The following is a 19,745-nucleotide window of genomic DNA, read 5'->3' as shown; positions in this document are numbered from 1 at the left end:
TCGGCTAGATGTGCTGGTATGGCTAGACCGAGGCGCTATCAACGGTGCCGATATCGGCATCGAACGAAATGGGAAATAAGGGGAGTGTGCTGTGGGGCGAGCCGCTGGCAACCGCGATGACTGGTGGGGGCTTGAGAAGAACCGTCAGGCAGCCCAGGTCGATGTCGCTGCTCATGAGCGTGAGGAGTACATCCCCTTTGAGCCGGTAATTCTGGCCGACACCGATGAATTTCTGGTGGTGGACAAGCCACCTTTCCTGCCTGCAACCCCCAATGGCCGTATTGTGGCCAATACCGTGCAGGAGCGCTTGCGTGGCATCCTCGGTGAACCGGAAATTGTGGCCGTTCACCGTCTGGACCTACTCACCAGCGGGTTGATGCTGCTGTCCCGGAATCCGGTTACGCGTGCTCGGTACCAGCAGCTTTTCCAAAAACAGGAAATCACCAAAGAATACGAATGCCTCACCGTGATGCCCGATGATTGGCATGCGGGAGAAAGCAGGGAAGTCACACTCCTGCTCGACCCCAACCCGGCAGAGCGCGGAGTAAAAGTTGTGGAGACCAATGATCCACCACGCGCCGCTGCGGAGAATCCCAAGCTCAAGCTGGCACACACAACAGTGACCTTCCTGGGCCCGGTAGCGGCGGATATCGGCGATGTGCTGGCGAGCAATCGCGGCGGTGGCGGGACCAGCTCCAGCATTCCGCTCCACACAGTCGGCTGTGGCTGCGGGCATTGCGGCAGTCGCATGCAGGTGGCGCACTGGCGGCTGCAGCCTCATACGGGCCGCACGCATCAGCTGCGGGCGACGATGGACTGGTTGGGCTATCCGATTCTCGGTGAGGACACTTATGGCGGGGAAGCGGGGGCGCAGGGGCCGTCGGCAAGCGAAGACGGCGCGTCGAAGTACACGCCGCAGCTGCGGCTGACAGCGACTGCGCTGGCGTTCATCGACCCTGTCACAGGCGAGCGACGTGCATACCGGAGCACGCGGAATATTGCGGCTCCAGCAGACAGGCCGACCACTTCTAGTTAGCGTGCAGTTCAGCGCTGAGCTTCACCTTCTCAGCAGCCCACGGCACAACCTCTACCGCACCAGAGAGCGAATTGCGGCGGAAGAGCATATTCGACCCGCCCGAGAGTTCGCGTGCCTTGAGCGTCTTTTGCACGCCGTCCAATGCGACATGGCACTTGGTACCTGCGGTGATGTAGAGGCCAGCCTCAAGCACGCAGTCATCGCCGAGCGAGATGCCGAGTCCAGCGTTCGCACCGAGTAGGCACCGCTTGCCGACGGACACAACTTCCTTACCTCCACCGGATAGTGTGCCCATGATGGAGGCGCCGCCGCCGACGTCGGAGCCGTCATCGACAACGACGCCCTGAGAGATACGGCCTTCCACCATGGAGTGCCCAAGCGTGCCTGCGTTGAAGTTGACGAAGCCCTCGTGCATGACTGTGGTGCCCTCTGCGAGGTGGGCGCCAAGGCGCACACGGTCGGCGTCACCGATGCGGACTCCGGTGGGAGTGACGTAGTCGACCATGCGGGGGAACTTATCGATGGAGTAGACGGTGACCGTCCCGCGGCGTGACAGCTTGGCTCGGGTTACTTCGAAACCTTCGACAGCGCAGGGGCCAAAGTTGGTCCACACAACATTGTTGAGCTTTCCGAAAACACCGTCCAGGTTGATGCTGTTGGGGGTGACCAGGCGGTGAGAGAGCAAGTGGAGTCGCAGGTAGACGTCGATGGTGTCGACTGGTGCGTCAGCGAGTGAACCGATGGTAGCCGTGACCAGACGACGTGTAGTGCCGCGGTCCGCATCGGCTACGGCCAGATCTGCGAGGTAGGCGAAATCTTCGGGCAGCGCATCGGCATCAATAGTTCCAGTCGTTGTGGAGGTTGCGACGCCCTCTTCGATGAGCTCGGGGGCGGGGAACCAGACGTCGAGAACAGAATCGTGGTTAAAAGTGGCGATGCCGGTAGCTTGTGCTCCAAATTTCATGGAAAACAGGCTACCGGCAAATCCCTATCTATGAAAAGCATTCCGTAAATGTGTAGGAACGAATTGTTCGGATAGGGGTAGCAGAGCGGTCACGCCCTGCAGTTAGTTGCTGTCGACTAGTTACTCTCGGTGGACTCGAGAGTCTCGCGCGCAGCGGTACGACCCTTCTTAGTCAGTGCGGCAAGTACTGCGAGGAACGCGGTGACACACAAAACGGCGATGACCTGCTGGCGAGCACCCGGGTCGGTGAGCATGCCAACAGCGAGGCCCAGAATCAGGATGACCGCGACCCAGGACAGCGTCGGGTAAGCCCACATGCGAACGGAAAGCTCGTTATTGGCCTCCATTTGCGGGCGCAGCTTGATTTCGGACAGGGCAATGACCAACCAAATCACCAGCAAGCAGCCACCGACAGCGTTCAGCAGGAAGACCAAGACACTCGAACCGTCGAAAACAACCTGCAGGCCAACGGAGAAGAAGGCGAACACCATCGACATGATGACGGCACGGTTTGGCACAGCATGCTCATTGGTGTGAGCGAAGAAACGCGGAGCCTCACCGCGGGTGGACATGGAGTAGACCAGACGAGAGGTGGCGTAAATCTGTGCGTTGAATGCAGACAACAGCGCCAGAACGATAATGGCCTCCATGAAGCCAACCGCACCCGGAATGTTTGCCTGCTTTAGAACCAGGGTGAACGGCGATTCCTCTGCGGAGTCAGCGCCGTCGATCTGGGCGTACGGCAGCAGCAGGATGATGACAGTCACGCAGCCCAGGTAGAACACAGAGATGCGGAAGATCACCGAGCGGACGGCAGCCGCGATGGAGCGCTGCGGATCTGCGGCCTCAGCTGCGGCGATGGTGACGATTTCAATACCGCCGAAGGCAAAGGCCACGGCCAACAGACCAGCAGCAATACCGGAAGCGCCATTCGGGAGGAATCCGGATTCTGCAATATGCGTAGTACCGACAAAGCTTGTGCCCGGCAGGAGACCGAAGAAGAGAAGAACGCCAATAACCAGGAAGGCGATAATCACTGCGACCTTGATGAATGCGAACCAGAACTCGAACTCGCCGAAACCGCGCACATTCGCCAGGTTCACCACAGCGAAGAAGACGACACAGATTAGGCCAGGAATCCAGCCCGGAATGCCGAACCACGCACCCATGATGGCGCCGGCACCGGTGATTTCAGCACCGAGCACCATGATGAGCATGAACCAGTAGAGCCAGCCGAGGACAAAGCCCGCCGAGGAGCCAAAGGCCATCTCAGCGTAGGTGGAGAAGCTACCCGGTGTCGGGCGGGCAGCAGCCATCTCGCCGAGCATCTGCATGACGAGGACGACGATGAAGCCAGCGATGACATAGGAAATCAGAACACCCGGGCCAGCTGCCTTAATACCGACACCCGTACCAAGGAAAAGACCGGCGCCGATTGCGGAGCCGAGACCCATCATGGTCAGGTGTCGAACCTGCAGCCCCTTGCCCAGCTGAGTTGTCTCGCTGGAGGTGGAGGTAATTTGCGATTCGGTCATGTCGCAAACATTACCTGGCTGATAACAGGGGCAATAACCGTAGAACGGGGTTACCCCCATTTACAGTTCGGGTGCCAATTTACGTTGTAAACAGAGCACCTAATTTAGGCTATCCGGCCAGCTCATCCGGCACGTCGGCAAGCTGAGTGAAAGCAGTGGCGTCTTCGTCGTTGCCCGGGCGTTCGGTGCGGCGGACACACACTGCCGAGTGGTCCGGGTGGTGGTAGAAGTGCATGTTGTCGTGACCCGAAATCTCCCACGCTTGAATACGGCGGTTTTCCGAGGGGACATCGATGGGTGTATCGGGGGCGATGAGGATGCTTCGGTCAATAACGCAGTCATTGCCGAGGCTGATGCCGACGGTGCCGGCAGCGATGTCGATGTGGCAGCGCTCGCCAATGGTGAGCGGCTTACGTTGACCGTCATCGTCGTGGGCGGCGATGATAGAGGCTGACAGACCCACCTTGGTGTGCGCGCCAATGACGACACCGGAGGACAGGCGCCCTTCAATCTTGCACGGGCCCAAGGTGCCCGAGTTCAGCGAGACAAATCCCTCACGCAGTACTGAGGTGCCCGGCGCCAGATACGCGCCCAGCCGCACACGCTCGGCCTCTGCAATGCGGACACCGGCTGGCAGCACATAGTCGACCATGCGTGGCATGCGGTCGATGGCATAGACGTGAATCAAACCGCGAACGCGCAGGTGGGTGCGCAGCTGCTCGAAGTTATCTGGCAGACACGGCCCCTTGTTGGTCCACGCCACGACGTGGAGCAACTCGTAGAGGCCCTTGGTATTCAGCTGATGCGGCTTGACCAGGCGGTGGGAGAGCAAATGCAGGCGTAGGTAGGCATCGTGTGGGTCAATCGCAGGCTTCGACAAATCCTCAATGGACGTGCGCACCGCAACCTGCTCCACACGGCGGTCTTCGTCCAAAATCACCTGGCGCAGCAGCTGGGGGGTTAAATCAGCGGCGCCGAGTCGGTGAGTACCCGATTCTACGACCTCATCGCTTAACTGAGGTGCGGGAAACCAAGTATCAAGAACTGTACCGTCCATTGCGATGTTGGCGATTCCCGTAGCGACAGCACCAGATGTAATCATGATTCTTAATATTAGTATCCCTCTAAGGATTCTTCGCGAAAGGATGAACTATGCCCCTAGCTGGCCTTGAAAGCACACAAAAGATGAAGCAGTGGTTCCTGGTTAGCCTCATCATTGCTGTCAGTGTGCTCGGACTAGGTTTCATCCTGGTCTTGCCGGTGGTCTTCTTCGTCGGCTTCGCGCTATTCAGCGCCTGGACTCTTGCTGTGGCCAGCTTCTTTGGCTTCGTTTTGCCGCCGAGGGCAATGCCGATCGGCGCTGTTGGAGTGATTATTGCTGCAGTAGTTGCGGTAATCGCTCCGAACCGTCTTGTCTTGGTTCTCGCAGCTGCCATCGCCGTGGGACTCGGCGGTGGCATGATTGCTCGCCTTCTGCTGGAGCGCAAGAGCCGTGATCAGCAAGCCCGTATCGATGCCCTGCCTATGTGGGAACGCGATGAGCTGGGGGATGTTGCCGCAACGCTCCGTCCTGCTTATCGACGTGACATCGATTCGGCTCCAGTGCGGCTGCCACATGCAACCGCCAAGATTGTCGCGGCCGTCTGTAAACCGCTGTCCGGTTCCACTGTGATTGTCAGCACGAATGAGCTGCGGCCGGTCATTGCCGTCTATGGCTCTCGTGTGGCTGTGGTCTATGGTCCCGGCGCGGGTGTTGTTGAGGAAGATAACGTCAATGGGGATGTCGCCGAATTGGCGGTAGGGGAGCGGGCGCTGGGGTCGTCGACAAGCGAAACTCCGGAGGCGATCATCGCACAGACTCTCCCAGAGGGAGCGAAAACCCTGGTCTTTGAGGTGGCTGATGGACTCAAGCGCCCGGCAGAGGGACGAATTGGGGTGACGTCCGCAGAGCCACATGAGCTGGCGCTGTTCCTTGGCGGTGGTGCGCCTGCCAACGGTGATGCGATTAACGGCCGTGCGGCGCATATTCATCACAAAGTTTTGGTTTCGCTGGCGCACAATGGTTTGTACGCTGGTTTGATGTGAATGCGACGTTAAACCTGCTCCAAGACCCTGTCGACCTTACGGCGGCGCTGGTGGACATCGAATCGGTGTCCCACAATGAGACCGCGATTGCGGATGCCGTCGAGGCGGCATTGCGTGAGGTCGCGCAGGCAGATGAGTCGATTGAGGTCCTGCGCATAGATAACAACGTGATTGCGCGTACCCATCGCGGGTTGCCACAGCGCGTGATTCTGGCGGGGCACTTGGATACGGTGCCGACTGCGGATAATGTGCCTTCGACGCGTGGGGTAGACGCGCAGGGGCGGGATACGCTCTTTGGTTGCGGAACCGTGGATATGAAGAGTGGTGACGCGGTCTATCTGCATGCTTTTGCGACGCTGGCGGCAAGCCAGGAGCTGCAGCGCGACCTGACGCTCATTATGTATGAATGCGAAGAAATCGCGGCGGAGTTCAACGGATTGCGTCACTTGAGTGAGTCGTATCCGGAGCTCCTGACCGGCGATGTCGCCCTGCTGGGCGAGCCCAGCGGTAATGCCATCGAGGCTGGTTGTCAGGGCTCTATTCGCCTGCGGCTAACCGCTCACGGCACACGCGCGCACTCGGCTCGGGCGTGGCTCGGTGACAATGCGGTGCATAAGCTGGCGCCGGTGCTGTCACGCATTGCCGCGTACGAGCCGCAGATCGTGGACATCGACGGGTTGGCTTACCGCGAAGGTCTCAATGTCGTTTGGGTGGAAGCCGGCGTTGCCACTAATACGGTTCCCGACAAGGCAGTGCTGCGGGTCAACTTTCGGTTCGCACCCAACCGTAGTGCCGACGAGGCCATGGTGCACTTTCGCGAGGTGCTGGGGCTCGACGAGTTTGCGGCAGAGGATCTCACCGTCGATGTCGAAGATGTGAGCCCTGGGGCACTGCCGGGATTGCATGCGGCTGCTGCTAAGGAATTGGTTGCGGTCGCAGGCGACGTCGTAAAGCCCAAGTTTGGGTGGACGGATGTGGCGCGTTTTTCGGCGCTCGGCATTCCTGCGGTGAACTTTGGCCCGGGTGACCCGGCGTACTGCCACAAGAAAGACGAGCAGATTCCGGTCGAGTGCATTACGGCACTGTGGGCGGATTTGCGACGGTACCTGACCACCGCGCCCGTGGCTGGCTGACCTCGTCCAGCAGCTGCGACAGGCACTGCTTAAGTACCTGTGATGGCCTCGAATCACACCCTGTCACGCTGAGCGGGTGCGCGTATGTCATTGCTGACATACATTGTGAGGTTATGAAACCTGTACGTACTCCGTCCCCAGCTAAGCGCCGTGCACTCCGTGGCCCCATCGCAATCCGACAGGCGGGCGAACCGCAGGCGTCCACGACCGACCGCAGGCTGTTGTCGCACAATCCGAACACGGACTGGCTGCACAACGACACTTGGCGTGTGCTGCGCATTCAGTCGGAGTTCGTTGACGGCTTCGGTGCGTTGGCGGAGATTCCGCCGGCAGTGACGGTGTACGGTTCGGCACGTCTGCCCGAGGACAGCCCGTACTACCAATTGGGCTTTGACCTGGGCAAAGCGCTGGCAGAAGCCGGTTACGCGACCATTACTGGTGGTGGCCCGGGCATCATGGAAGCGGCTAACCGAGGTTGCTACGATGCCGATGGTTTGTCCATTGGTCTGGGCATTGAGCTGCCGCACGAGCAGCACTTGAACGACTGGGTCGACCTGGGCATGAACTTCCGCTACTTCTTTGTGCGCAAGACCATGTTCCTGAAGTACTCGCAGGCGTTTATTTGTCTGCCGGGCGGTTTCGGCACTCTCGATGAACTCTTTGAGTCACTGGTGATGGTGCAGACCGAGAAGGTGGAGAATCACCCGATTGTGCTGCTGGGCACTGAGTTCTGGTCGGGCCTGGTTGATTGGATGCGCGAGAAACTGGTGGCCATGGAGCTAATCTCGCCGACTGATATGGACCTTTTCTTGGTCACCGACTCCATTGAAGAAGCCGTCGAGTACATCGAGACCGCGCACGAAAAGCTGATGGAAGAGTGCGAGCAGACCTCCGACGTTCGTGAGAAGCTCCGGCGCGTCCGCCGCTTCAGCGAGAGGTAAAACGCTGTGCGGAGCTTTTATCAGGACTCTGCGGTGCCGACGGTGATGGCCATCGTCAATCGCACCCCGGATTCGTTCTATGACCGTGGCGCGACGGCAGCGGAGGAGGCTGCGCTCGCCCGCGTCGATGAAGTTGTTGCTGCCGGTGCGGGCATCGTCGACATCGGAGGCGTCAAGGCCGGTATCGGCGCGGAAGTCACCGTTGCCGAAGAGATTGATCGAGTGGTGCCGACCATCGCGAAGGTTCGCGAGCGCTATTCTGACCTGCACCTTAGCGTCGATACCTGGCGTGCCGAAGTGGGAGAGGCCGCTATCAAAGCCGGCGCCAACCTCATCAACGACACATGGGCAGGCCACGATCCGGAACTGCTGGAAGTTGCGGGCGCACACGGGGTGGGCTACGTCTGTTCGCACACCGGTGGGGCACTGCCACGGACCAATCCGGTTCGCGTGCGTTACGACGACGTCGTAGACGATGTCATCTCAGAGACCGGCAAGCTTGCCCAGAGGGCAGTGGACGCTGGCGTGCCGGAGGACCGGATTCTCATCGATCCCACCCACGATTTTGGCAAGAATACCTACCACGGTCTCGAACTTCTGCGGAGGTGCAATGAGCTCGTGGCTACAGGCTGGCCGGTACTCATGGCTTTGTCGAATAAGGACTTCGTTGGTGAAACGCTGAACCGCTCGGTCGAGCAGCGTGTGCCCGGCACTCTGGCCGCGACCGCTCATGCGGCAGCTGCCGGTGTTGCGGTGTTCCGCTCGCATCAGGTGGCCGAAACCCTCGATGTCTGCCGTATGACGCTGGCCATTTCCGGTGATTTTGCGCCACTGCATCCGGTGCGTGGGCTGGTGTAGGGGCGTAGCCCTGCCCACTTAACCCATGTCGCTGCGTGAGACAAAAGACTATGATGAAGAGAAGTAGTCGAAATGCCGACCGGGATTCTAAACCGGGATTCTAAACCGGGATTGTCAATCTCCCGGCTGCCCCAGTTGGACTGAGGTAGCTGGTGGTCTCCTGCATCGACATTGTCTTAGAACGAAGGAGTTCACATGGCAGCAATGAAGCCGCGTACCGGTGATGGTCCGCTGGAGGCAGTTAAAGAGGGCAAGAAGATTGTGATGCGCGTCCCCGCAGATGGCGGCGGTCGCCTGGTCGTGGAACTCTCCCCGGAGGAAGCAAAGGAGCTCGGCGCTGAGCTCGTAGCCGTAGTGGAGTAGCGGGGTAGTGCCCGGGTAGTGGTCGGGCCTGTCCGGTTTTGACCCAGCGGCGACCTACACAAGTGGTGTAGGTCGCCTTTGCCTTTTCAGGTGATAACGGCTCGAATGAGGGTTTATGAACAACAGTACGGGCTGCAAATGTGAAACTGTGCGAGTTTATAGCACTTTCAGGCCATTTTTTGGCCATTTTTGCTATAAGCGCGGTCACTAACTTGCATTGACCTGCCGGCGCCACACATAAACGCAGTCATTAACCCGCCAACGAGTTGGATTCGAGTAAGTCGGATTATCGAATCGCCAGGTATGAGTTACTTGGCTGAGCTCGACACGGGCTAAGATGGTAAAAATTATTTTTCTAGCTCAGTTTGAGGAGTGACCGACGTGCTAGCTGACATCATTGATGTGCTTGCGGACCCAATCGATGGCACTGATTTGAAGTTTGGTGATGCCGAACGAATGACTCTGAAGTCGGAATCCGGCCATAGCTATGACATCGCCCGCCAGGGTTATGTCACGCTCGCCGGCGGGGCTGGTCTGCGCTACACCGGCGATGATGCCAAGATGATTACCGCCCGTGAGGAATTCCTCTCTGGCGGCCACTATGGTCCATTCGTTGAGGCGGTTACTGGCAACGTCCAGGACGTGCTTGACGACGCCCACGTGTCCGAGGCCGCCAGCCCGGTCATCTGCGAAGTCGGTGCGGGAACTGGTTACTACCTTGCACACACGCTGGACAGCATTCCCAATTCTCGGGGCATCGGCATCGATGTGTCTGTGCCGGCCGCCAAGCACCTTGCGAAGAGCCATCCGCGTCTCGGTGCGGTTGTGGCTGATGCGTGGGCGCGTCTGCCGCTGCGTGATAGCTCCATCGATGCCCTCACGGTTGTCTTCGCACCTCGCAACGCGGAGGAGTTCGCCCGCGTACTTAAGCCAGGCGGCCAGGTCGTAGTTCTGACTGCCACCACCGGTCACCTAGGCGAGCTTCGCGAGCCACTGGGCATCATCGACGTCGAGCGTGGCAAAGTCGAGCGCATGATTTCCCAGGCAGAGGGCCACCTTGTGCCTGTTGGTGACCCGGAGCTGGTGGAGTTCGATATGAACCTCAATCAGAGTGCAATTGCCGCTCAGATTGGTATGAGCCCGTCGGCACGCCATATTCACCCGGAGGTGCTGCAGGAGCGCATTGCAGCGCTACCTGCAGAAATGCACGTTACCGCCCGCGCCTATGTAACTCGTCTTGGCCGACCGGGAGACTAGCGTCTACTCCTTAACCTCGGTTTTGTGAATCTGATCATCCAGGTCTTCTGGATCCAGATCCGCATCCGAGAATTCCGCCGTTAGCGGAAGACGGAGCTGCAGGTCAGTGCCCGGGCACAACTCGATAGTGCCTGAACGCAGCTTGAAGTCCAGTACATGCCCGCCGCCGGTGCCGCCTTCGGCGAGGAAGTGCACATGGCAGCCGGGCACCGAAATTCCCTTCTCGTAGACTGGCGTGCGGAAGCCCGCAATCGTGCCGCTCAGGTTCTCAAAATCAACCGACGCATCTTCTTCCGTCGCATCAACCATCTTCTGGTACGGCTTTTCCTGCTTCACGACGGTTCGAGTCTTTACCCACTCAAATTCGCCGGTAATCCTCAGTGCGTACATAAAGTTTTGGCTCGGTACCAGGGAATCGATGATGGGGCTAATTTCCTTGCGAGTCAGGTTTTCCGGCGCATCCATCACCGTGTGGGGGACGAAGTTGGTCACCACTGTGTAGGGGCTGCGCTGATCCATGGTGGCTCGGGTCGCGGAGCCGTCGTGACGCACCTGCCAGCAGACCCCGTCGAGAATCACCATCTCTCCGTCGAGGCCGTCGAAGGTGCCGATGCCGAAGTTGCCATGACCGAGGATTTCGCCAATGGTCATCTCGCCGTCGTAGATGCCATCGAGCAGCGCGGACATCAGTGAGTTTTGGAAAATTGTGTGTCGGACCGTTGGAAAATTCTCGTGAGTGGTCATGCCAGCCATTATATTCGCGATATTTATGGCTCAAGTTTGGGCGGATCTGCGGGCAGGGCTGTGGGGGGAGGAAAACGAGGGGAAGGAAAACGGGGGGGAAGGGTCTCGTGGTACGAATAACGCCCTGTGGAGTCTTCCACAGGGCGTGATTCGGTGAGCCGCGGGAGTTTGCCTCGTCTGGTTCTGTGTCGGCTCGTCTTACTTCGGCTGGATGGTGACAGTAACCTGGTCAGCAGTAGAGACGATATGAACCGTCTGGCCATCGGCAGCAACGGTGGCGTGGCCGCCTTCGACATTCACTGTAAACCCATTCGGGAAGTTGATCGAGGGCACAACGAGCTCGCTGGTGGAACCAGGTGCGAAAACTCCGGTGCCATCGACACGGCTGTTATTCCAGCTGGCCTGGTAGACCCGGGTGTCTGCGTTCCATTCAGTGGCCTGTGGAGTACCCGCGACCGCCCGCAGGTGAGGAGCGGCGAGGATGGTCATCTTGTCGCGGTTGAAGGCATCAGCACCTACCGGCCCTGGAACAGTCGGGTCGAAGACCATGCCCTGTTCCTTCTGGTTCTGCGTCGTCGGATCGTTGCAGCCGCAGTAGGACCAGTACTGCCAGCCGACCATGTGGCGGCGGGCAAGCGAAATTACGCCGTTGAGGGTATCGGCATCGTCGGTAGCGCCGAACTCGGACAGTAGTGTGGCCGAGCCGTTACCGGACGAGACGATTTCTGCATTGTCGAAGACGCGACCATCGAAGAAGTCGCAGCCCGTGTAGGTATTGAACAGGGCGTTTGTGGTGCAGTAGACATGCCAGCTGAGGGCCGTACCTGCGGTTTCAGGAACCTTTGGCGCGGCCGGATTGGTATTCAATCCCGTGTTCCACATGGAGTAGGGCTCGTAGTGGACAATTGCGTCTGCATCTTTGGCGACAATTTGATCTGCAGCCTTCTGGTGCAGTTCATCGAGCTTTGCCTTAGCTGGACCACAGTCGCCCAGAGCCAGGTAGCACAGTGGGTATGCCGAACCCGGCCAAGGTTCATTTATGATGTCGTAGCCCATCAGTCCCGGCATGTCACCGAGACGTTTTGCGACATGACCCCACATGGCTGCATAACGCTCCTGCAGCCCAACGCCACCCGGTCCTTCGCGGTTATTCAGGAAGTTGTCGTATGCCCTAATGAGACCGATATTGAGGGCCTGGTTAGCCGGGAAGCCGACCTTTAGAAGGCTGGGAACGCCGTCGTCAATGACAGCCCAGTCCGGGGCAAATTCGCCCTCGAACTTTTCGTTGTACATGTCCTGATGGGCATCGACCAAGACCGCGATTCCACGCTCAGTGAGCATGGAGATGGTGCGGGCAATGGAATCCAGGTATTCGTCGTCGTACTCGCCGGGCTTTGGCTCTACTGCTTTCCAGATAATGCCGACTCGCATGGAGTCGAAGCCCTGCTCCACGAGCCAGTCAGCATCGTCCTCATTAAAGCCACCGGCCTCTGGAGTGTAGGGATCGTGCTTGTAGACGATGTTTGAACCCTGAGTGAGGAAAGCTCGGCCGTCGCCGTCGGTGAACCAGCGGCCGGACTGTCCAAGGGGCCCACGCTCAGTGATGGTAGCGGTGTCGGGGGAGGACGCTACTTCGGTAGCGAGCGCCTGATGCGGTACTGCACCCGCTAGCGCTATGGCAATGGCGGCGCCTACTGCTGCCACCTTCTTAGTGAATCTCATACTCAATATGCTATTGACCAGTATTGATAAAGTCACCCAAAATTCAACTTAGGCTTAGAAAATGTGGTCAATGGCATAAGTAAATGTCCTGAACGGGGTTAGCAAGAGGCAAAGAAAAAGACCCACCGCTTCTTCGGAAGCGATGGGTCTTGTGAGGAGGCTCCGTGTGGTGCGCAGCCGCGGCATAGAAACGGTGCGCGACAACCGGCCTGCTACATCAAAGACTTGTAGACTTCGACGGTCTGCTCGGCGATGTTCTCCCAGCTAAACACATCCTCGGCGCGCTTCTTGCCCGCCTGGCCAATCTTGGCAGCGCGTTCGCGGTCAGCGACCATGTTGTTGACAGCGGCAGCAATGTCGCGTTCGAAGCCCTCCGGATCGGACTCGTCGTAGTGAACCAGAGTGCCGGTTTCACCGTCGACGACAACCTCCGGAATACCGCCGACATCAGAGGCGACGACGGCGGTGCCACAGGCCATAGCCTCGAGGTTGACGATGCCCAGCGGCTCGTAGATAGACGGGCAGACGAAGGAATCTGCAGCCGTCAGGATTTCCTGGATCTTTTCCTTCGGCAGCATGTCCTTCACCCAGAAAATGCCGTCGCGCTTTTCCTGGAGGTCGTGAACGAGCTGTTCGGTCTCCTTAGCGATTTCCGGGGTGTCCGGCGCGCCGGCGCACAGTACAAGTTGCACACCGTCGTCGAAAAGCGATGCGGCCTTGACCAGGTGAGCGACACCCTTCTGGCGGGTGATGCGGCCGACGAAAGCGACCATCGGGCGAGACGGGTCGACGCCGAGGTCCTCCAGGACGGACCAGCCGTTCTGCTCCTTGGACTCTTCCCACGTCGGGCGCGGGCGCCACAGCTCGGTGTCGATGCCGTTTAGCACGACGTGAACCTTGTCTGGGGAGATGCGCGGGTAGGCATCCAGGATGGCGTCCTTCATGCGCGCGGAGACAGCAATGACGGCGTCCGCGTATTCCATAGCATTGCGCTCGGACCAGCTGGAAACGTCGTAACCGCCGCCGAGCTGTTCGCGCTTCCACGGGCGGTGTGGCTCCAGCGAGTGCGCGGTGGCCACATGCGGAATGCCCTTGAGTAGACCGGTGAGGTGACCGCCCAAGCCTGAGTACCAGGTGTGAGAGTGAACGACATCAATGTCGGTTTCCGCAGCGGCATTGGCCATACGCAGGCCAGTGGACAGCGTCTTAATCGAGGCGTTGGCATCCTTCAGCTCCGGATCAACGCCGTGGACAAAAACATCCGCCTCATTGCGAGGACCGCCCATGCAGTGCACGTCGACCTCAACGCCGTCGAGGCCGCGCATGAAACGGGTCAATTCAGTTACGTGAACACCTGCTCCGCCGTAAATCTCCGGAGGGTATTCCTTGGTCATCATGGCAACACGCATAGCTCCAGCGTAACCAGATTTGACAATTTCCGTCGCTTGATATGCCCGGGTGTGGGTAGTGGGGAGGGGAGACTGGCAGCGAGGAAAGTAAATCGCATATAGGTTGGTTGGTGTGAGGAGTCAACCACATGTTTTGTCCATTGTCCTTGCCGGTGGCGAAGGCAAGCGTCTCTTCCCGCTGACGGAAGACCGCGCTAAGCCCGCCGTGCCTTTCGGCGGTAGCTATCGGCTTATCGACTTCGTGCTGTCGAACTTGGTCAACGCAGGTTTCCTAAAAATCTGTGTGCTGACCCAGTACAAGTCCCACTCGCTCGACCGTCACATTTCGCAGGCGTGGCAGCTGTCCGGCATCACCGGCCAGTACGTCACTCCGGTGCCGGCTCAGCAGCGTCTGGGTAAGCGCTGGTTCACCGGTTCGGCTGACGCGATTTTGCAGTCGCTGAATTTGGTTTATGACGAGGATCCGGAGTACGTCATCGTCTTCGGTGCCGACCACGTCTACCGTATGGACCCGCAGCAGATGCTGGAGGCCCACATCGAGTCTGGCGCTGGCGTTACCGTTGCGGGTATCCGTGTCCCACGCTCCGAGGCCAGCGCATTCGGTGTCATCGATGCGGATGACAATAACCGAATCACCGAGTTCCTGGAGAAGCCGGCTGATCCGCCTGGCACCCCAGATGACCCAGACTCGACGTTCGCGTCGATGGGTAACTACATCTTCACTACCTCCGCGCTTATCGACGCAATTAAGCGTGACTCGGAAGATGAAAACTCCGACCATGACATGGGCGGAGACATCATTCCGATGTTGGTAGAGGAGGGCGAGGCCTTCGTCTGGGACTTCAAGGACAGCTACGTTCCGGGTGAGACCGAACGTGATAAGGGCTACTGGCGTGACGTCGGTACCATCGATGCCTTCTACGAGGCCAATATGGACCTGATTTCCGTCCACCCGGTGTTTAACCTCTACAACAAGAAGTGGCCAATCCACACCTTCTCGGAGGAGAACCTGCCTCCGGCGAAGTTCGTCCAGGGCGGTATTGCTCAGGCTTCCATGGTGGGTGCCGGTTCGATTGTCTCTGGTGGCACAGTCCGCAACTCGGTGGTTAGCACCAACGTTGTGGTCGAGGATGGCGCGACGGTGGAGGGCTCGGTTCTCTTCCCAGGTGTACGCGTCGGCCGCGGAGCAGTGGTTCGTCACGCGATCTTGGACAAGAACGTTGTTGTCTCCGACGGCGCCATCATTGGTGTCGATCCGGAGAAGGACGCAGAGCGCTTCAAGGTCAGCGCTGGTGGCGTTGTGGCCGTCGGTAAGGGCCAGGTTATTTAGCCTGTCTGAGCCAGATTGGCTGCAAAAAAGGCACGTACCGTGTGGTACGTGCCTTTTTATTGACCCTTTTTGCGGGTTAGTCCGAAGACCGGCAACCCCGAAAAATTGCGGGCTGCAAATGTGAAACTGTGCGAGTTTATGACACTTTCAGGCCATTTTTCGGGCTATTTTTGACATAAACGCAGGCAGTAACTCGCATTGGCCCAGCCGCCACCGCCGCCATCGCAGCCACCGCTGCCAGCTGGCAAACAGGAGATAACTACTTCTTCACCAGCACAGTGGTGCCAGCTGCCAGAGGGAGGCGCATCACGTAAGCGTCGTCAAGCTGGAGCATGTATTCGTCGGCTTCGCGGGCGGCGACGGTGTCACGGTCAGTGCGTGACGAGTCAGCGATGGTGCCGTCGAGAAGTGCGCCGGTCAGCACGAGTGCGCCGCCAGAGCGAAGCAACGGCCAGGCTTTTTCCTGGGCAGCGCGGAGGATTGCCGGGGCAACGTCCAGATAGACCAGGTCGTAGGAGTCGGCGGCCAGGCGATCCATGACCTCCAGCGGTTGCGAGGGCAAAAAGCGCTGGCGGTTGGGTCGGATGCCTGCGGCTCGGAAAGCGGCCTTGGCCAGGGACTGGTGCTCGAGCTCCGGGTCGATGCAGGTGAGTACGCCGTCGTCGCCAAGACCGGCGGCGAGATGCAGCCCGACTACGCCTGCTGCCGGGGATGCGATGACTGCAGCGGGGTGGCCGTCGCGGCGGGCACTGGCCAGAGCCATGAGCGAGGTCAACGCGGCGCCGGTCATCGTATCGGGGACGGCAACTCCGTATTCGCGAGCGCTCTCACGGGCGCTGCCGAGGGTCTCGGAGACTACGGTTGTGTTGTTGACGTGCTGTGCAATAGCGTCATGTGCGGATAGCGGGGTAGCTGAAGAACTCGTTTCGGACACGCTCTACAGCGTAGGAAAAAACTCCGTGCAGGGCAGAGGGGCGCGCCGGTAGGCACGGGAGTAGGTGGCTAAAAGCACGCTAAACTTCTCTGGACTCTCAAACTATTTTCAGGGTAAGGTCACTACAAACCTAAGGTTGGTAAGGAACACTGAACCCATGCCCGAACGAGTCAAGCCCGAACAAGTCAGCGCAGGCGACACCGGCGAAGACGCCCCGGTTGCTGATGCAACTGAGCAACTGTCCGGCACCGCGGCTTTCGATGCAGGTGTGGGGGAGATGCCGTCGTGGTCCGAACTTGTCCAGGCCCACGCGGATAGCGTTTACGGTCTCGCATATCGGTTGACTGGTAACCAGCAGGACGCGGAAGACCTGACGCAGGAGACGTTCATGCGTGTGTTCCGCTCACTGAAGTCCTACCGTCCCGGCACTTTTGAAGGTTGGTTGCACCGGATTACCACAAATTTGTTCTTGGATATGGTCCGGCACCGGCAGGTCATCCGGATGGAAGCACTGCCGGAAAACTATGACCGCGTCCCGGGTACGCTGAAGACTCCGGAGCAGGCCGTCGATGACGCGATGCTTGACCCGGATTTGGAAATTGCGCTGGCTGAGCTGCAGCCGGATTATCGCGCGGTGGTTGTCCTCTGCGATGTCGTGGGGCTGACGTATGAGGAAATCGCTAGCACCCTTGGTCTCAAAATGGGCACGGTGCGGTCCCGTATTCACAGGGCGCGTTCCAGTCTGCGCGCAACCTTGGAGCGCTTGGAGAGGCAGCGGCAGGAACTGCCGGAGTCGGTCACCGCAGGCTAGTTTTCCCGCACTCAATCCGCGGGAGCGGCTATTGTGGGGCTAGTTATGTAGGTGCGATTTCTGGAGGTGCTGCAGTCTGTGATTCGGCAGGACGATGACAAGCGTTTTTTGTCGACGGAGCATCTCGGCACCGAGGCGATTGCCGCGTTTGTTGATGGCGAGTTGTCGCTCGTGGCTGAGCGCCGCGCGCAGGCACATTTGATGGCGTGTTCGGAGTGTCGCCGGGAGGTTGCGAAGCAGCGGCAGGCGGCTAAGCGTCTGCGTGATAGTGCGGCGTTGCACATTCCCGCTGAGCTGCGCGCTCGTATCGCGGATTTCGCAGGCAGTGGCGAGGACGCTGAGCCCCGCCGGTCCGCGCGTCATCTCGCGCACCGTCCGCCGGAGTCGCTGACTGCTGCGTTGGAGCAGATTGTTCGCGGTTTTCGTAAAGGCGGTAGTCACTAGTGGGCAAACATCGCTCTTTCGATGATTCCGCGTTTGCCCCAGACGCCGATCGTGCCGCCGCAACTGGCGGGTTACAGCGTGCGCCAGGGCAGAAGCTTGACGACGACACCAGCGCCACCACTAAAGAGTATTCGCCGTGGCAAGATTCGTCGTCACGCATGACGACGGGGCGTCCAGCGCGCAAACCCGAAGCGAAGAAGAAAACTCGCCCGAGGACGGTTCCCCGCGTCAGCGCGCGGGAAGTGATTTTTGGCCGCGAGGTGCCGTGGCGTGTGCTTGCGGCATCGGCGGCCGTGGTGCTGCTGATTGGCGGTGTTGGCGGCTTTGTTGGAGGTTGGGCTGGCAAGACTTTCCGCTCGGACTACCAGCGTGTGGAGTTGCAACAGGTCGAGGGGCGCCCGGGCAACGGTGATTTGACCGAAATCGGCAAGGTGGCGGAGACTCTTCGTCCCGCAGTGGTGTCGATTGCGGTCAGTGCCGGTGAGGTCTCGGGCGTGGGCTCGGGGTTTGTCATTGATGGTGACGGTCATATTTTGACGAATAACCATGTCGTTTCGGCGGTGGCGGACCGTCAGGATATGCAGGTCTCGGTAACGTTTTGGGACGGCGGCAAGTTGAAAGAGGTGCCGGCCAAGATTATTGGCCGTGACCCGAAGACCGACCTTGCCGTGATTAAGGTCGAAGACGTTGCGGGGCTGACTGTGGCGCAGCTTGGTGATTCCAATGCGGTTGCAGTCGGTGACACGGTGATTGCGATGGGGTCGCCGCAGGGGCTGGGCGGAACGGTGACTTCGGGAATTGTCTCGGCGCTTAATCGGCCGGTACGCCTGGCTGCTGAGGGGACTGATACGGATGGCTACGCCGATGCGATTCAGACCGATGCCTCCATCAACCCGGGTAACTCGGGTGGTCCACTGGTGGATATCCGCGGTGCAATCGTCGGTATTAATACGGTGATTTTCAGTAGCTCGGGTGGCTCGCAGGGCTTGGGCTTTGCGATTCCAATCAATTCAGCAGTCGCCATCGCCGAGCAGCTCATGGCCGGTGAACAGCCGGTTCACCCAGGAATTGGTGTGACAGCGCGGACGGTGTCCAATGGCGCACTGACTGGCGCCGAGATTGCCAGTATTCTGCCTGGAGGCGTCGCCGACCGGGAAGGCCTCCAGGAAGGCGATGTGATTACGGCTGTGGGCGACCGTGCCGTATCGTCCGCAGATGAGCTCACGGTGGCGCTGTGGACTGTTGGCGCTGGTAATGAGGCGGTATTGAAGATTGTTCGCCACGGAGCCGAGCTGGAGGCGAGAATCACGCCGGAGTAGGGTGTTGCTGGTTCTGGCTGGGTGCGGCATGGCTGGGATTGGCTGGACTTGGCTGGTTCTAGCTATTTTTGGCAGGTGTCGTGGGATTTGGCCGCGCAATGCTGCATGTGAGTTTCACTGCAACTAAGGTGGTATAACGTGTTTTCTAATGTTGGCTGGGGCGAGATTCTCGTCCTCTTTATCCTCGGATTAATTCTCATCGGACCTGAGCGGTTGCCGAAGGTAATTGAGGACATTCGCGCAATGGTCTTGGCCGCGCGCACCGCGATCAATGACGCACGCGATAACCTCTCGGACGAGTTCGGTGAAGACTTCGACGATCTTCGCAAGCCGCTGCAGGAGCTCAACGATCTCCGTCGCCTCAACCCGAAGACCGCCATCACCAGGACGCTTTTCGACGGCGATGACACCTATCTGGACATGCTCTCCGGTAAGCCCGCAGCGGGTGGTGGAGCTGGTGCGGCTGGAGCCGGTGGAGCCGGTGGACCCACCGGAGCCACTGGAGTAGCCGGTGCGGCTGGCGCCGTTGGTGCTGCAGGCCAGAAAAATCAGCAGTCCAACATGAACCAGCAGCCAGCCCAGCCAATTCAGCCACAGCAATACCAGCAGCCACAGCAGCCGGGTGCATGGCAGGATCCGGTTGCCCAGGCTCGCCAGCAGCAGGCACAGCAAACACCACAGCAGCCGCAACAACCGCAACAACCTCAGCAGCCCCGTGGGGTGCAGGCCTGGGTCGACGACGACAACCTATAGAGGTTGCAAACCGTTCCCGACCGCAAGTTGCTGACTAGGTTTATGACGCTTTCAGGTGGTAGGTTCAGGCGGTGAATGCATCACCACTTTCGACCAGGAGAAGTAGT

Annotated in this window: 19 protein-coding genes; 12 read left to right on the top strand and 7 right to left on the bottom strand. The window is 59.3% G+C overall.

The window, feature by feature from the left end; all coding sequences use genetic code 11:
• The first annotated feature begins 91 nt into the window (after positions 1-91).
• Positions 92-1,036, top strand: a complete 945-nt coding sequence (locus tag ADA16_RS08875) for a pseudouridine synthase (protein WP_048761067.1) — start codon at positions 92-94, stop codon at positions 1,034-1,036.
• On the opposite strand, the gene dapD is transcribed toward ADA16_RS08875, so the two are convergent.
• The 3 genes from dapD to ADA16_RS08860 all read right to left on the bottom strand — a co-directional run bounded on the left by dapD (position 1,029) and on the right by ADA16_RS08860 (position 4,637).
• On the bottom strand, positions 1,029-2,000 hold the full coding sequence (dapD, locus tag ADA16_RS08870; protein WP_048761064.1) for a 2,3,4,5-tetrahydropyridine-2,6-dicarboxylate N-succinyltransferase: 972 nt from the start codon (positions 1,998-2,000) through the stop codon (positions 1,029-1,031). The two genes, ADA16_RS08875 and dapD, sit on opposite strands and share 8 nt — an antisense overlap.
• A gap of 116 nt (positions 2,001-2,116) precedes the next feature.
• Entirely contained in the window at positions 2,117-3,520 is a 1,404-nt protein-coding gene (locus ADA16_RS08865) for an amino acid permease (RefSeq protein WP_275042188.1), read from the bottom strand.
• Between the two features lie 124 nt (positions 3,521-3,644).
• Positions 3,645-4,637, bottom strand: coding sequence for a succinyltransferase (locus ADA16_RS08860; RefSeq protein WP_048761060.1), 993 nt, complete (start codon positions 4,635-4,637; stop codon positions 3,645-3,647).
• Between the two features lie 83 nt (positions 4,638-4,720).
• Here ADA16_RS08860 and ADA16_RS08855 point away from each other — a divergent pair, with 83 nt between their 5' ends.
• From ADA16_RS08855 to ADA16_RS08835, 6 genes are all read left to right on the top strand, one after another.
• Entirely contained in the window at positions 4,721-5,620 is a 900-nt protein-coding gene (locus ADA16_RS08855; RefSeq protein ID WP_239659418.1) for a hypothetical protein, read from the top strand.
• Positions 5,617-6,753: a succinyl-diaminopimelate desuccinylase gene (gene dapE / locus ADA16_RS08850; protein WP_048761053.1), complete on the top strand. Its 1,137-nt coding sequence runs from the start codon at positions 5,617-5,619 to the stop codon at positions 6,751-6,753. The genes ADA16_RS08855 and dapE overlap by 4 nt, the downstream gene beginning before the upstream one ends.
• Positions 6,754-6,866: 113 nt before the next feature.
• Positions 6,867-7,694 (top strand): TIGR00730 family Rossman fold protein, encoded by an 828-nt coding sequence (locus tag ADA16_RS08845; RefSeq protein WP_048761049.1) that lies wholly within the window; start codon positions 6,867-6,869, stop codon positions 7,692-7,694.
• Positions 7,695-7,739: 45 nt separating this feature from the next.
• A complete protein-coding gene (folP, locus tag ADA16_RS08840) occupies positions 7,740-8,552 on the top strand; it encodes a dihydropteroate synthase (RefSeq protein WP_048761047.1) in 813 nt (270 codons plus the stop codon).
• Between the two features lie 195 nt (positions 8,553-8,747).
• Positions 8,748-8,915 (top strand): DUF3117 domain-containing protein, encoded by a 168-nt coding sequence (locus ADA16_RS10855; protein WP_005509573.1) that lies wholly within the window; start codon positions 8,748-8,750, stop codon positions 8,913-8,915.
• A 381-nt stretch (positions 8,916-9,296) separates the two neighbouring features.
• Entirely contained in the window at positions 9,297-10,172 is an 876-nt protein-coding gene (locus tag ADA16_RS08835; RefSeq protein WP_048761043.1) for a methyltransferase domain-containing protein, read from the top strand.
• A gap of 3 nt (positions 10,173-10,175) precedes the next feature.
• Here the strand turns inward: ADA16_RS08835 and budA are convergent, their stop codons facing one another.
• From budA to glgA, 3 genes are all read right to left on the bottom strand, one after another.
• Complete coding sequence (budA, locus tag ADA16_RS08830; protein WP_048761040.1) at positions 10,176-10,916, bottom strand: acetolactate decarboxylase; 741 nt, start codon at positions 10,914-10,916, stop codon at positions 10,176-10,178.
• A gap of 198 nt (positions 10,917-11,114) precedes the next feature.
• On the bottom strand, positions 11,115-12,638 hold the full coding sequence (locus ADA16_RS08825; protein WP_048761038.1) for a glycoside hydrolase family 5 protein: 1,524 nt from the start codon (positions 12,636-12,638) through the stop codon (positions 11,115-11,117).
• A 212-nt stretch (positions 12,639-12,850) separates the two neighbouring features.
• A complete protein-coding gene (gene glgA / locus ADA16_RS08820) occupies positions 12,851-14,047 on the bottom strand; it encodes a glycogen synthase (RefSeq protein ID WP_048761034.1) in 1,197 nt (398 codons plus the stop codon).
• Positions 14,048-14,159: 112 nt separating this feature from the next.
• On the opposite strand from glgA, the gene glgC reads away from it, so the two are divergent.
• Positions 14,160-15,377, top strand: coding sequence for a glucose-1-phosphate adenylyltransferase (glgC, locus tag ADA16_RS08815; protein ID WP_048761348.1), 1,218 nt, complete (start codon positions 14,160-14,162; stop codon positions 15,375-15,377).
• A gap of 259 nt (positions 15,378-15,636) precedes the next feature.
• On the opposite strand, the gene ADA16_RS08810 is transcribed toward glgC, so the two are convergent.
• Positions 15,637-16,311 carry an O-methyltransferase gene (locus ADA16_RS08810; protein WP_048761030.1) on the bottom strand — a complete coding sequence of 225 codons (675 nt, stop codon included), beginning with the start codon at positions 16,309-16,311 and terminating at the stop codon, positions 15,637-15,639.
• Positions 16,312-16,468: 157 nt separating this feature from the next.
• On the opposite strand from ADA16_RS08810, the gene sigE reads away from it, so the two are divergent.
• The 4 genes from sigE to tatB all read left to right on the top strand — a co-directional run bounded on the left by sigE (position 16,469) and on the right by tatB (position 19,638).
• A complete protein-coding gene (sigE, locus tag ADA16_RS08805) occupies positions 16,469-17,122 on the top strand; it encodes an RNA polymerase sigma factor SigE (RefSeq protein ID WP_048761027.1) in 654 nt (217 codons plus the stop codon).
• A gap of 78 nt (positions 17,123-17,200) precedes the next feature.
• Positions 17,201-17,566: an anti-sigma factor family protein gene (locus ADA16_RS10800; protein ID WP_239659417.1), complete on the top strand. Its 366-nt coding sequence runs from the start codon at positions 17,201-17,203 to the stop codon at positions 17,564-17,566.
• The gene (locus tag ADA16_RS08795) at positions 17,566-18,885 is read left to right on the top strand and encodes a S1C family serine protease (protein ID WP_048761024.1); all 1,320 of its coding nucleotides are present in this window, start codon (positions 17,566-17,568) and stop codon (positions 18,883-18,885) included. Before ADA16_RS10800 ends, ADA16_RS08795 begins: the two co-directional genes overlap by 1 nt.
• A 138-nt stretch (positions 18,886-19,023) precedes the next feature.
• The gene (tatB, locus tag ADA16_RS11535; RefSeq protein WP_048761022.1) at positions 19,024-19,638 is read left to right on the top strand and encodes a Sec-independent protein translocase protein TatB; all 615 of its coding nucleotides are present in this window, start codon (positions 19,024-19,026) and stop codon (positions 19,636-19,638) included.
• Positions 19,639-19,745: the final 107 nt, after the last annotated feature.

Source organism: Corynebacterium vitaeruminis (assembly GCF_001054325.1).
Lineage (GTDB): Bacteria > Actinomycetota > Actinomycetes > Mycobacteriales > Mycobacteriaceae > Corynebacterium > Corynebacterium vitaeruminis_A.
This window is presented reverse-complemented; position numbering and strand designations above follow the sequence as displayed.

Bases quoted from the DNA above. Each gene is read 5' to 3' on its own strand.
- dapD (WP_048761064.1), bottom strand. From the start codon at position 2,000: ATGAAATTTGGAGCACAAGCTACCGGCATCGCCACTTTTAACCACGAT.
- ADA16_RS08860 (WP_048761060.1), bottom strand. From the start codon at position 4,637: ATGATTACATCTGGTGCTGTCGCTACGGGAATCGCCAACATCGCAATG.
- ADA16_RS08855 (WP_239659418.1), top strand. From the start codon at position 4,721: ATGAAGCAGTGGTTCCTGGTTAGCCTCATCATTGCTGTCAGTGTGCTC.
- ADA16_RS08845 (WP_048761049.1), top strand. From the start codon at position 6,867: ATGAAACCTGTACGTACTCCGTCCCCAGCTAAGCGCCGTGCACTCCGT.
- folP (WP_048761047.1), top strand. From the start codon at position 7,740: ATGGCCATCGTCAATCGCACCCCGGATTCGTTCTATGACCGTGGCGCG.
- ADA16_RS10855 (WP_005509573.1), top strand. From the start codon at position 8,748: ATGGCAGCAATGAAGCCGCGTACCGGTGATGGTCCGCTGGAGGCAGTT.
- budA (WP_048761040.1), bottom strand. From the start codon at position 10,916: ATGACCACTCACGAGAATTTTCCAACGGTCCGACACACAATTTTCCAA.
- ADA16_RS08825 (WP_048761038.1), bottom strand. From the start codon at position 12,638: ATGAGATTCACTAAGAAGGTGGCAGCAGTAGGCGCCGCCATTGCCATA.
- glgA (WP_048761034.1), bottom strand. From the start codon at position 14,047: ATGCGTGTTGCCATGATGACCAAGGAATACCCTCCGGAGATTTACGGC.
- sigE (WP_048761027.1), top strand. From the start codon at position 16,469: ATGCCCGAACGAGTCAAGCCCGAACAAGTCAGCGCAGGCGACACCGGC.